Genomic DNA, 12425 nt, shown 5'->3' with positions numbered 1-12425 from the left:
GCAACCACCAGCTTCCCCTCAGTGGAAGCTCCGTATTTATAGCAGCATATTAAGCCTAACTCTTCTGAGCCAGATCCAGCAGCTCCCGGGTAGCTACGGTATACATTGCCAGCTCACTGCCAGCCGCTCCCCGTAACTCTTCGAGAATAGCCTGCCATCGAGCCAGGCCTGTGGCGTTCGCTTCGCTCCAGCGCTGGAGCAGCTCGCACACATCCTCAGCGGTTGGATCAAGTTGAAGCATACTCACCGTCAGGGCACGCTGCTGCAGGGCCAGTTCATCCCGAACCCCCTCTCGCGCCAGCCCCTGCCAGTGATTCTGCACTTCCAGCTGGCTGAGTTCCTGATAGAACCAGTGCAGGTCCAGATGTTCGCCCACTGCAAAGAAGGCGGACGCTACTTTCTCCAGCTTCTCACCAGTCTGGTCAACCGCCTGAATCACCGACAGCATGCTGAACAGGTGGCGTACACCAGCAATACGCTGAGCCAGATATTCAGGAACATTGCGCGCCACCAGCTGATCCACGCGGGTCTGCCACTCTTTACGCTGGCGTTCGGGCAGCAGCTCTGAAAGATTCTCGATCATTTTCTGCAGGCGGCTCTGATAGTGCTCCACACAATCGGCCGCATCGCGATCCACCTGACGCATGCGCACAAGCCAGCGAGTAGCACGGCGCAACAGACGCATCACCTCACCCATCAGCTCATGCTGCAGCTCGCTCCTGACCACATGATCCAGACTTTCGATATCTGCCCACAGCTGCTCTGCACCGAAGATATCCCGGGCTACCACAAAGCCTGCCACAATATCTGCGGCATCAGCACCTGTCGATTTCTGCTGACGGCTGACAAAGGTGATTCCCATCATATTGATGAGGTAATTAGCAATCTGGGTAGAGACAATTTCACGGTGCAGACGGTGCTCCGCCAGCGGCTTGCCGTACTTTTTCACCAGTGCCTTCGGGAAGGCAGTGACCAACTCCCGGGCCAGATAGGGATCATCAGGAATAGAAGACTCCAACAGCTTCTCTTTCAGGTCTGCCTTACTATAGGAAATCAGCACCGACAGCTCCGGACGGGTCAGCCCCTGACCGGCTGCCTGCCGTTCGCGAATGGTTTCATCATCAGGCAGAAACTCAATGGCACGATCCAGACGACCACTCCCTTCCAGATCATGGATAAAGCCCTTGTACTCCTCCATCTGACTCAGGCATTCCGCCTCAGCCATGGTGATCGCCTGGGTCTGGCGGTAGTTATTGGCCAGCACCAGAGTAGAAACCTCTTCAGTCATATTCTCCAGCATGCGGTCCCGCTGTTTGCGGGTCATATCACCGGTGGCCTCGATCTGATTCAGCAGAATCTTGATATTTACCTCGTGGTCAGAACAGTCCACACCACCGGCGTTATCAATAAAGTCCGTATTCAGGGCTCCACCGTTAAGGGCGAATTGAATCCGTCCTAGCTGGGTAAAGCCGAGGTTACCGCCCTCACCCAGCACGCTGGCCCGCACCTGAGAACCATCAATACGCAGGGTATCATTAGCCTTGTCACCTACATCAGCGTGGCTTTCACTGGATGATTTCACATAGGTGCCGATACCGCCATTCCAGATCAAATCCACTTTCGCCTTGAGGATGGCGGAGATCAGGTCGTTCGGGGTAAGGCGGTTTGCCCGAATACCAAACGCCTTTTTCATTTGAGGAGAAATCGTGACCGCCTTGGCACTGCGGGAGAAGATTCCACCACCTTCAGAGATCAATTCACCGTCGTAGTCTTCCCAGCTGGAACGAGGCAATGCAAACAAGCGTTCACGCTCCACAAAACTGGTTTCAGGATCAGGGTCAGGATCCACAAAAATATGCATATGGTTGAAGGCTGCCACCAGCTTCAGGGCTCTGGAACTGAGCAGGCCATTACCAAATACATCACCAGCCATATCGCCGATACCCACAACGGTGACCGGATCTTTCTGCACATCAATGCCGCGCTCACGGAAGTGGCGCTGTACAGACACCCAGGCTCCTTTAGCGGTAATCCCCATCTTCTTGTGGTCGTAACCCGCTGAACCGCCGGAGGCAAACGCGTCCCCTAACCAAAAGCCGTAGCCCTCTGCGATACTGTTAGCAATATCCGAGAACGTGGCTGTGCCTTTATCTGCTGCAACCACCAGATAGGTATCATCTTCGTCGTAACGGATCACACCCTTCGGATGGACAACTTCGTTATCCACAAGGTTATCTGTAACGTCCAGCAAGCCCTTGATAAAGCGCTTGTAGCAGGCAATACCTTCCGCCTGAATCTCTTCCCGGGTGCCATTGACAGGCAGACGTTTGGGCACGAAACCGCCCTTTGCGCCAACGGGAACAATCACCGCGTTTTTCACCTGTTGGGCTTTGACCAGACCCAGTACTTCGGTGCGATAATCTTCCACCCTATCCGACCAGCGCAAACCTCCGCGGGCCACCTTGCCACCGCGCAAGTGCACACCTTCCACCGCTGGGGAGTACACAAATATTTCAAACAGGGGCGCAGGCCTGGGAATGTCAGGAATCTCCCCGGGTGAGAATTTGAAGGACATATAATCATGATGGGTTCCCTGAGCATCCAGCTGGTAAAAGTTGGTTCTCAGAGTGGCGATGATGGTGTCCATAAACCGGCGCAGTATGCGGTCCTCAGACAGTACGCTCACCTCATCCAGTGCCTCAAAAATACTCTGCTGATATTGCTGACGGCGAGCATTGCGCTGTTCCTGCGTAAGATCCAGCTCAGGATCAAAAGACACTTCAAACAATTTGAGCAGCAGCAAAGCTATGTTGCTGTTGTTGCAAAGAGTATCGGCAATATACTCCTGACTGAAACCAAAGCGAATCTGCTTAATATAACGGGCGTAGGCACGAAACATGCTCACCTGACGCCAATCCATACCGGCCACCAGCACCAGATGGTTAAAACGATCATTTTCCGCCTCTCCGTCCCAGGTATGCCGGAAGGCTTCCTGAAATTTACCGGCTACTTTGCGCAGAGGCAGATGCTGACCGTGTGTGAGAGACAGAGTGAAATCATGGAGGCTTACCCGTTTACGTTTTCCGTTAACGGTGCGATAGAGAAAGTAAGGGTGCTCCCCTATCACCCGTAAGCCCAGATTCTCCATGATAGGGATCAGGTCAGACAATGGCAGCGAGTCACCACAGTGGAACACTTTAAAGTGCAGGTAGCCATCATCTTTAATGGGCTGGTAAAAGCTCATGGCGATGGGTGACTCATCACTCAGATGCTGGATATGATCAACATCTGCCACCGCAGTCAGTGGTGTAAATGCATCCCGGTAGCTGACCGGGAAGCCACCATCGAAGCTTTTCAGCAGGGCATGACCATCCACTTCACCACGGGTTTCCAGAATGGAGTCGCGGAACTCATCTTCCCAGGAATAAGCCGCCTGATGAATTTCAGCAGTAATCACCTTAGGATTAAAGTCATCAAGGGCATGCTCCGACAGGCGCAGTACATAGTGCACACGGGCCAGAATCGATTCGGAGAAATGGGTGGTAAACTCAGCATCCACTGCATTCAGACGCTTGCAGAGGATGTGTTGAATCTGCTTACGCAGGGTGGTGTCGTACACTTCCCTCGGTACATAGACCAGCACCGAACAGAACAGGTCATTAGGATCCCGGCGCATAAAAACCCGTATCTGGTGGCGCTCCTGAATCTGCAAAATACCCATCAAGGTTTTGAACAGCTGGTCTGCGGGTGTCAGAAACAACTCCTCCCTTGGGAACACTTCAATGGTCTGCACCAGCTCCTTGCCGTGGTGCCCCCCCATATTCAGGCCAGCCAGCTTGATAATGTGGTTTACCTTATTGCGCAACCATGGAATCTCCCTCGGGCTCTGGGTATACACCGGAGAGGTGTACAGGCCCATAATCCGGCACTCCCCAATCACGTTGCCGTCCTTATCAAAGCGTTTTACCAGAATAAAATTCGGGTAAGCCGGACGGTGCACACTGGAACGTGCGGCGGCCGTAGCAAAGGACAACAGAGAGTGATCCTCCAGAATATTGCGATCCATCTCTGGCTCAAGAGTGCCGCGGTCCAGCTGGCCACTATGGCGAGGGCGCAGCAGACCAAGGCGCTGGCCTTCCACCGGAACGACACCCGGGTGCTCCTGGGAGCGATCAACCGCCAGCTCTTCATAAGCCAGAAAGGTGAAATTATCATCCAGCAGCCAGCGCAGATAATCCACCACCTCTTTCACTTCACTGTCTTTGGTAGATGCGCCTTGTTCAAGAGCGCTCACCAGCTCCTCAACCTTGCGGGCGATGGGACGATAGTCGGTGACAACCCGGCGCACATCCGCCAGCACATCCTTGAGGTCCTGCTGCAGGGCCTCCAGCTCACTATCCTGCCCCAACCGGTTCACTTCGATATATAACAGAGCTTCTCTGCGATTATTGCTATCTCGCGTAGTGAAGGTGTTACTGTCGTCCCGACTCACACTGAGCACACAGTTACGCAGGTGGTGAATGGTGGCCCCGCGTTCGTTCAGTTTCATGCGGATGGAATCCACAATAAACGGCATGTCCGGGTGCACAATCTGAATAATGGTGTGGGTGGAATGCCAACCATTATTTTCGTAATCCGGGTTCAGTACTTCCACTTTGGGTGCGTTATGATCGTGGGTCTGGAAAAAGCGCCAGAACGCCAGTGTACTGCCCAGAAGATCACGCCGCCGGTAAGCTACCAGCTCGTCTGGTGTCGTAATCGAGAAAAAGGGTTTCAGAAAAGTTTTGAGCCCATCCCTGTGCTCTTCAGGAAGGTGGCTGAATAACTCCAGCTCCAGCTTTCCTAAAAATTCATCCCTGCTATCTTCGTAAACATGCCCCATTGAACCGTTTCCCCTGGCATTGAATCAGGCCCTGCGTTTTCATCAGGTACTACTTAATTGGTGTATCTGCGGTTTACTTCAGTCCGCTAGCTAAGAGCTTCGAATAGGAACAATTACTCACACAGATAGGGTATGTCCATAGCACAACTCAATAAAACGACGTTTTTTTGTAGGTTTTCTTAAAAAACAGCCGGGTACTTATTACCGGGAACTTTTACAAATCCTTGTTGTCTGTGATGACACAGCTATGTTTGTGTGTTTTATGGCACATATCATTGACAGCACCAAGACATTCGCTGATAAATAATCAGCAATTCTTAACTGCAATGTTTCACCGTTTTTAGAAAGTGAGTTTATTTATGGAACCAGCGACAAATGCATCCCCTTCACGTCAATCCATTCTGTCGCTAAGAGACTACCTCCGCAAAATGATCATCGGCCAGGACCGGCTTCTGGACCGACTGCTGATCGCCCTGCTGGCGGACGGTCACATGCTGGTTGAAGGCGCCCCCGGCCTTGCCAAAACCAAGGCGATTAAAGACCTCGCTAACGGCCTGGCCGCCGGTTTCCAACGCATCCAGTTCACCCCCGATCTTCTGCCTGCTGATATCACCGGCACCGAGGTGTATCGTCCGGAAGATGGCAGTTTCCGTTTTCAACAGGGGCCAATTTTCCAGAACCTTGTGCTGGCCGATGAAATCAACCGCGCCCCAGCCAAGGTGCAGGCAGCTTTGCTGGAAGCCATGGCGGAGCGTCAGGTCAGTGTGGCGGGCACAACCCATAAGCTTCCCGAACTGTTTCTGGTTATGGCAACCCAGAACCCCATCGAACAGGAAGGCACCTACCCACTGCCGGAAGCCCAGCTTGACCGTTTCCTGATGCATGTGAGCATTGATTACCCCTCCATTGAAGCGGAACGTTCCATTCTGCATCTGGCCCGTGGTGAAGCGCTCCATATTGAACAGGAGCTTCCAGCGATGATTCCTCAGGAAACGATTTTCGCGGCGCGTCAGGAGGTGCTCAAACTGCATATGGACAGCGCAGTGGAAAATTACATCGTGCACCTGATTGATGCCACCCGGGATCCCGCCAGATACCAGCAGAACCTCGGTAAGCTGCTGGAGTATGGTGCCAGCCCCCGTGGCACCATTGCCCTCGACCGGTGTGCCCGTGCCCACGCCTGGCTGAATGGCCGTGATTTCGTAACCCCTGATGATGTGCAGGCGATTGCCCACGACGTGTTGCGTCACCGTGTTATTCCCAGCTATGAGGCAGAAGCGCGAGGCATGAGTGCCGACAGGATTCTCGCCCAGCTGATGCAGCAGGTTGCTGTGGCCTGACCTCTCCGCAAAGAAAAATAAGGAGAGAATCATGAGTGGCGCTTATACCAGCCTTGAAGAACTGACCCGTCTGGCCGTACCAGCCCGGCGGATACCTCTATTCCGCTCCGGCCCAGCCAAAGCCCTTATGGCGGGTGGACACCAGTCCCGCATTCGTGGCCGGGGCATGGATTTTGAAGAGTTTCGGTGTTATCAGCCCGGAGATGACATCCGCACCATCGACTGGCGGGCCAGTGCCCGCACCAATAAAACCCAGACACGGGTTTATCGTGAAGAGCGCGAGCGCCCTGTGCTGCTGGTTCTGGATCAGGGGCCGGAACTGTTCTTCGGCTCCCGGTTGAATTTCAAATCTGTTACTGCAGCCGAAGCCATGGCCCTGCTGGCGTGGAAGGCTCTGCACCACGGAGATCGTGTGGGTGCTTTAATCAGTGGCTCCCAGAATGGGGAGCATAAGCAGCATAAAGAGTTTCGCCCTCGCCGTTCCCGTCAGCATCTTCTGCAGCTGCTGCAACAAACCGCCAGACTGAACCAGTCTCTGAAGGCTGGACAGCCCCGCAATGACAAGGCGCTGGATACCATGCTTGTCAGTGCTTCACGGCTGGCTCATCCCGGTTCTCTGGTGGTTGTAATCAGTGATTTCCACGGCATCAGCCAAAGCGGCTTAAAAGAGATGGCCCTGATGGCTCGCCATAACGATGTCATGGCCGTGCAGGTGTTTGACCCGTTTGACCAGCACTTACCCTCTTCCGGCCTGTATAGCGTGAGTGATGGCAACCGCCGGGGCATTCTCAACACCCGATCAAAGCAGAACCGGGACAACTACCAGCAACAGGCAGCCCGACGTCAAAAGACATTGACCGACTATTTGAATCAGTACCGCATTCCCCTGCTGCGTATTGACAGCAGCCTGCCCACCGATGAACAAATGCTTGGACATACTCCTGAACATGCGGGAGGTGCACAATGACACCTCCGTCCCCTATGCCCCCCCAAGCCCCCAATCCATTGGATGCACTGGAACCCAATATCCTTCCCGCTCCTATTGGCTTCTGGCCGCCAGCTGTGGGTTGGTGGATTGTGGCTGGCCTCGCCCTTCTGCTTATTCTGGTTCTGGCTTACGCCCTATGGCGCTGGTACAAGAGCAATGTTTACCGCCGTGAAGCCGTAAGGCAACTGACGGCTATTCAGCAGAGTTATACCACCCACAAATCAGCGTCCAGGCTTGTGCAGCAATACAACCATCTATTGAAAGCCGTAGCTTTGCAGCGTTATCCCCGTGAACAGGTTGCCTCCCTCCATGGCAATGAATGGCTGACCTTTCTCGACCAACAGTTGAAAAGCAGCACAGATTTCACCAAGGGGGCAGGCAATGTTCTCGGACACTCCGCTTACAGCAAGAATGTGAATCTTGAAGCCGATATCCTGCATACAGTTGCCACCCGCTGGGTGAAGAAACACCGTGTGAATAAGCCTGTGAATGTGAAGAAGAAAGAAGGAAAGCCCCATGTTTGAGTTGTTAAAAGGGCTTGAATTCACCCTCCCCTGGATTCTGCTGTTACTGCCTTTGCCGTGGCTGGTTTATCGTTTTTCTAAACCGGCAAACCGCCAGCAAAGCGCATTATTAGTACCGTTTTATAACGACCTGCCTTTGCAGGACTCGTTAACCAGCCCGGCACCCGAGAGTCGTGCACCTCTGTTTCTTGCAATACTGGCCTGGTGTCTTCTGCTGCTGGCTACTGCCGGCCCTCGCTGGGTGGGTGATCCCGTTGAATTACCGGTGACCGGCCGGGATACCCTGTTAGCCGTGGATTTATCCGGCAGTATGAAACAGACCGACCTCCCTTTGAATGGCCGGGAAGCCACCCGTCTGGATGTGGTGAAAGATGTTGTATCCAAATTCATTGATGGTCGCAAGGGTGACCGTGTGGGGCTGGTACTGTTTGGCACTCAGGCTTACCTTCAGGCTCCCCTTACCTTTGATATTGAAACCGTGCGCACCCTTCTGGATGAATCCACTATCGGCATTGCCGGGCCGCTCACAGCCATAGGCGACGCTATTGGTATGTCAGTCAAACAACTGCGTAAACGCCCCAAAGATCAACGGGTAATGATTCTGCTCACTGATGGCGACAATACCGCAGGCAATCTCAGTCCGATCAAAGCCGCTGATCTGGCTCAGAAAGAAGGTGTGACTATTTATACCGTGGGTGTGGGGGCTGAGGAAATGATTGTGCCGGGCATTTTCGGTTCCAGTTTTGGGGCACAGCGGGTCAACCCTTCTGCTGACCTGGATGAGGAAACCCTCAGCAAAATTGCAGACGTCACCGGGGGCCGTTACTTCCGTGCCCGCTCGGCCGACGAACTGAAACAGATTTACACCATTATCGATCAATTGGAGCCAGTGGAACTCAGTAAAGATACCTTCCGCCCTGTCAAAGCGTTGTTCTACTGGCCTCTCGGGTTCGCCTTTATGCTGGCTGCCCTCTTAGCCTCGCTTAAAGTGTTTGCCACCTCCGCTCGTACAGGGGGTGAAGCATGATGTCAGCCATAGAACAGTTTCATTTCCTTCGCCCATTGTGGTTACTGGCCCTTATTCCCGTAGCCATTCTGGGCTGGAAACTGTGGAATCTGGCTCTGCAATCAGGGCAATGGCAAAAGCTGATTCCGGACCACCTGCTCCAACACCTTCTGGAAGGCGAAGAACAAAGTCGCAGTCGTTTACCTGCCGGTGCTTTTATTGTGGCCGGAATGATAGCCGTGATTGCATTGGCAGGGCCCGCCTGGCAGCAAATCAGCACGCCCGTTGAGAAAAGCCGTGCACCGCTGGTACTGGTTGTAGATCTGTCGCGCTCCATGCTGGCCGCCGACCCTAAGCCCAACCGTATGGTACGCGCCCGACAGAAGCTGACAGATATTGTACGACTGCGCAAAGATGGTTTGACAGCCCTTGTCGCCTATGCCGGAGACAGTCATGCGGTGACACCACTCACTGACGACAGTGCCACCCTGAACAATATGATCCGTGCACTCAGCCCCGACATTATGCCGGTTCCCGGCAGTCACCCTGAGAAAGGTATTGCTCAGGCGATTGCCCTGATGGAACAGGGGTCTGGTCAGGCAGGCACCATTCTTCTGTTAACGGATGGAATGGAACCGAATCAGAGCAAGGTCATTGAAAAAATGGTGAATGATTCGGGAAACCGGCTCTCCATTCTGGGTTTTGGCTCACAGACCGGGGCACCGATTCCTGCAGTGGGTGGGGGATTCCAGCGTGATCGCAATGGTGCCATTGTGATGGCTCAGCTGGATAGCAGCCTTCTGGCACAAACCGCCAAAGCCACTGGCGGTCATTACAGTGATTTATCATTGAGCGACATCGATATTCAATCACTGATCCCCCAAGCCTCCATCCACGATGCCACGGTGCGGGTCGACAGGAGCTTTGATAACTGGCACGACGAAGGTCGCTGGCTGGCACTGCTGCTGATTCCCTTTGCGGCATTCGCCTTCCGCAGGGGCTGGATACTGCCTCTGCTGTTATTGAGCGTATTGAGCATTCAACCTGGAGAAAGTTACGCCATGGAATGGAAAGACCTGTGGCAAACCAGGGATCAACAGGCGCAAAAACTGTTGAACAATGGTGATACCAAGGGGGCCGCAGACTCTTTCGAAAATCCGCACTGGAAAGCCGAAGCTCTTGACCAGAGCGGTGACTATGAACAGGCCGCCCAATTGTTTGGTGAACAAAAGACGGCTGAGGGTTTCTATAATCAGGGCAACGCGCTGGCCCGTGCGGGCAAATTGGATGCATCTCTGAAAGCTTACGAAAAGGCGCTGGAGAAAAACCCTGATCTGGAAGCGGCCAGCAAAAACCGCAAGATTGTTGAAGATTTGAAAAAGCAGCAGCAAGATCAAAACGATAAAAATAAAAATCAGAATCAAGATCAAAACCAGCAGGATAAACAAGACTCCCAAAACTCTGAAGGCTCCGAGAATCAACAGCCGGACAATAGTGATAAGAGTGATGATTCTCAATCTAACCAAGAACAGAATCAAAAGCAGGATCAAAACGGTTCGGAAGACCAAAACAAGGATCAACAACAAAACCAAAACCAAAACCAAAACCAAAACCAGAATAAGGAAAGCCGTGACGACGCTTCCGAGACAAATGAGCAACAATCTCAGGCCAATCAAGGCGAGCCTAAGCAAGACAATAGGGATGAACAGCACGCCCCTGAACCACAAAGCCGGAATGAACAGAATCCTGGTCAGGAACAACAACGTTCTGTACAAGCGGATACTGATGAACAACCTAACCCTGACGAAAAACAGATCGAAGCCTGGTTAAGACGTATCCCCGATGATCCCGGTGGTTTGCTGCGACGCAAGTTTGAGCAGCAAGAGAGACTTCGGAACCGACCTGTCCAGCAGGGAGAGAAGACATGGTAAAACCCACTACACAATCTTTAACACTGGCTTTAGCTCTGACGCTGACACTCCTGCTACAAGGTGTGAGCATGCCGGTGTTTGCAGCCCTGACAGCCACCGTTGACAAGCTCAAAATCACAGAAGATGAGCCTATTCGTTACTCGCTTGAGAGCGACAATATGTCCTTAATGGGCAGCCCGGACTTTTCTCCACTGGAAAAGGACTTTGTGATCGTCAGCCGTGGACAAAGCCGGATGATGAACTTTTCCAATGGTCAGAATAACTCCACCACAACCTGGAACCTGATTCTTCAGCCCAAACGGCTGGGCACCCTGACAATTCCTTCAATTACCTTCGACAAGGATGCATCTCAGCCAATCAGTGTTGAGATCCTGAAAGCGAATAACAACGCCGGTACTCCAGCCACATCCAGGGTTTATATCCGCTCCAGTATCAGCACAGAGGAGCTATGGCAGAATCAGGAAGCCATCCTGACCCTGAGAATTTATTCTCAGGCCGATTATGCGGATTCCCCTAACCTGACGCCTCCCGCGGCGGATAATGCAATTTTTAAAGTGCTGGGCAAGGACGAAGATGAAGAGCAGGTTGTGAATGGTATACGACAGCGAGTAATCACTCGCCGCTATGTCGTCTCCCCTACACAGGCGGGCACTATCACTATTCCAGGTCAGGTCCTTACAGGCTATATCGAAGGTGAAGACCCTTACGGAAGAAGCCGTTTGATGCGTATGACACGGCCGGAGCCATTCCGGGCCATATCTGCAGACATGACGTTGAAGGTGAATCCAATCCCTGCCAGCTGGCCTGCGGACAAGCCCTGGCTGCCTGCTGAGAAAATAGAACTCACGGAATCATGGAGCAGCGATACTACAAACATCACTGCCGGAGACTCTGTCACCCGCACCGTCAAGATTCGCGCTCAGGGCAGTAACAGCGCACAGATTCCCCCACTGCCAACGGTGCAGCTGGACAGTGTGAAGACTTACCCTGATCAACCTGTAACAGAAGATACAGTAAATAGCCGTGGGCCGTTGGGTGTGCGTAGTGAGTCTGTTGCTTTTGTGCCAACACAGGCCGGTGACCACAAGATTCCGCCCATAAATATCACCTGGTTCAACACCCGCACCCAGCAGGTGGAAGTGGCCCATCTGGCAGGTCAAACCATCACCGTACTTCCAGGCTCAGCCGCTTCTGTGCATGCACAGCCCGTTGTAAGTCCGTCTGTGGTTACGCAAACCCCAGCTATAACAGCACCTGCCCCCATACAGACTCAGGCCGTAGAAGACAGCGGGTCTTTACTTCTCTGGAAAATCGCAACAGGTGTATTCGGAGTGTTGTGGCTGGGAACCCTGGCCGCTTACCTGCGAAACCGTCGTCTAACTTTGCAACAGCCCCAAGTATCATCCCCCAGGGGGAATAATGCGTCCAATGATGAGCAGAAAGCCTTCAAGGCGCTTATAGCATCCTGTGACACCAACAACCTTTTCCAGATTGAAAGCTCTCTCAAGGGATGGGGGCGCCAGTTTCTGGGTAGAAGCTTTTACTCAGCCGGTGAAGTGATTGAAACGTTAAACACGCCAACGCTGTCTCAGGAATGGGCGTTACTTCAAAAATCCAGTTATAGCGAAAACAGCCAGAAACATATTGATGCAAACAAACTGGCTGAGGCATTAAAACTTATCAGGAAAAAGACTGTGCATACCGGGACCAAAACACACGCTTTGACGCTGGATGCTATTAATCCATAAGAGCCA

General features: G+C 52.9%; 7 protein-coding genes. 6 read left to right on the top strand and 1 reads right to left on the bottom strand.

Features of this window, described 5'->3' with window-relative positions; genetic code table 11:
• Positions 1-55: 55 nt before the first annotated feature.
• The gene (locus E1189_RS20775) at positions 56-4882 is read right to left on the bottom strand and encodes an NAD-glutamate dehydrogenase (protein WP_155163083.1); all 4827 of its coding nucleotides are present in this window, start codon (positions 4880-4882) and stop codon (positions 56-58) included.
• Between the two features lie 359 nt (positions 4883-5241).
• On the opposite strand from E1189_RS20775, the gene E1189_RS20770 reads away from it, so the two are divergent.
• The 6 genes from E1189_RS20770 to E1189_RS20745 are packed head-to-tail and all read left to right on the top strand — an operon-like array spanning position 5242 to position 12419.
• Positions 5242-6222 carry an AAA family ATPase gene (locus E1189_RS20770; RefSeq protein WP_155163082.1) on the top strand — a complete coding sequence of 327 codons (981 nt, stop codon included), beginning with the start codon at positions 5242-5244 and terminating at the stop codon, positions 6220-6222.
• 31 nt (positions 6223-6253) lie between these two features.
• On the top strand, positions 6254-7189 hold the full coding sequence (locus E1189_RS20765; RefSeq protein ID WP_155163081.1) for a DUF58 domain-containing protein: 936 nt from the start codon (positions 6254-6256) through the stop codon (positions 7187-7189).
• Positions 7186-7734 carry a DUF4381 domain-containing protein gene (locus E1189_RS20760; protein ID WP_155163080.1) on the top strand — a complete coding sequence of 183 codons (549 nt, stop codon included), beginning with the start codon at positions 7186-7188 and terminating at the stop codon, positions 7732-7734. Before E1189_RS20765 ends, E1189_RS20760 begins: the two co-directional genes overlap by 4 nt.
• Positions 7727-8761, top strand: coding sequence for a vWA domain-containing protein (locus E1189_RS20755; RefSeq protein WP_155163079.1), 1035 nt, complete (start codon positions 7727-7729; stop codon positions 8759-8761). The genes E1189_RS20760 and E1189_RS20755 overlap by 8 nt, the downstream gene beginning before the upstream one ends.
• Positions 8758-10671: a vWA domain-containing protein gene (locus tag E1189_RS20750; protein ID WP_155163078.1), complete on the top strand. Its 1914-nt coding sequence runs from the start codon at positions 8758-8760 to the stop codon at positions 10669-10671. Before E1189_RS20755 ends, E1189_RS20750 begins: the two co-directional genes overlap by 4 nt.
• A complete protein-coding gene (locus tag E1189_RS20745; RefSeq protein ID WP_155163077.1) occupies positions 10665-12419 on the top strand; it encodes a BatD family protein in 1755 nt (584 codons plus the stop codon). Before E1189_RS20750 ends, E1189_RS20745 begins: the two co-directional genes overlap by 7 nt.
• Positions 12420-12425 lie beyond the last annotated feature (6 nt).

It is taken from the genome of Parendozoicomonas verongulae, assembly GCF_009711465.1.
GTDB lineage: Bacteria > Pseudomonadota > Gammaproteobacteria > Pseudomonadales > Endozoicomonadaceae > Sansalvadorimonas > Sansalvadorimonas verongulae.
This window is presented reverse-complemented; position numbering and strand designations above follow the sequence as displayed.

What these genes read in the sequence shown, in the direction of transcription:
- E1189_RS20755 (WP_155163079.1), top strand. Translation starts at nt 7,727, where the DNA reads ATGTTTGAGTTGTTAAAAGGGCTTGAATTCACCCTCCCCTGGATTCTG.
- E1189_RS20745 (WP_155163077.1), top strand. Translation starts at nt 10,665, where the DNA reads ATGGTAAAACCCACTACACAATCTTTAACACTGGCTTTAGCTCTGACG.
- E1189_RS20765 (WP_155163081.1), top strand. Translation starts at nt 6,254, where the DNA reads ATGAGTGGCGCTTATACCAGCCTTGAAGAACTGACCCGTCTGGCCGTA.
- E1189_RS20770 (WP_155163082.1), top strand. Translation starts at nt 5,242, where the DNA reads ATGGAACCAGCGACAAATGCATCCCCTTCACGTCAATCCATTCTGTCG.
- E1189_RS20760 (WP_155163080.1), top strand. Translation starts at nt 7,186, where the DNA reads ATGACACCTCCGTCCCCTATGCCCCCCCAAGCCCCCAATCCATTGGAT.
- E1189_RS20750 (WP_155163078.1), top strand. Translation starts at nt 8,758, where the DNA reads ATGATGTCAGCCATAGAACAGTTTCATTTCCTTCGCCCATTGTGGTTA.
- E1189_RS20775 (WP_155163083.1), bottom strand. Translation starts at nt 4,882, where the DNA reads ATGGGGCATGTTTACGAAGATAGCAGGGATGAATTTTTAGGAAAGCTG.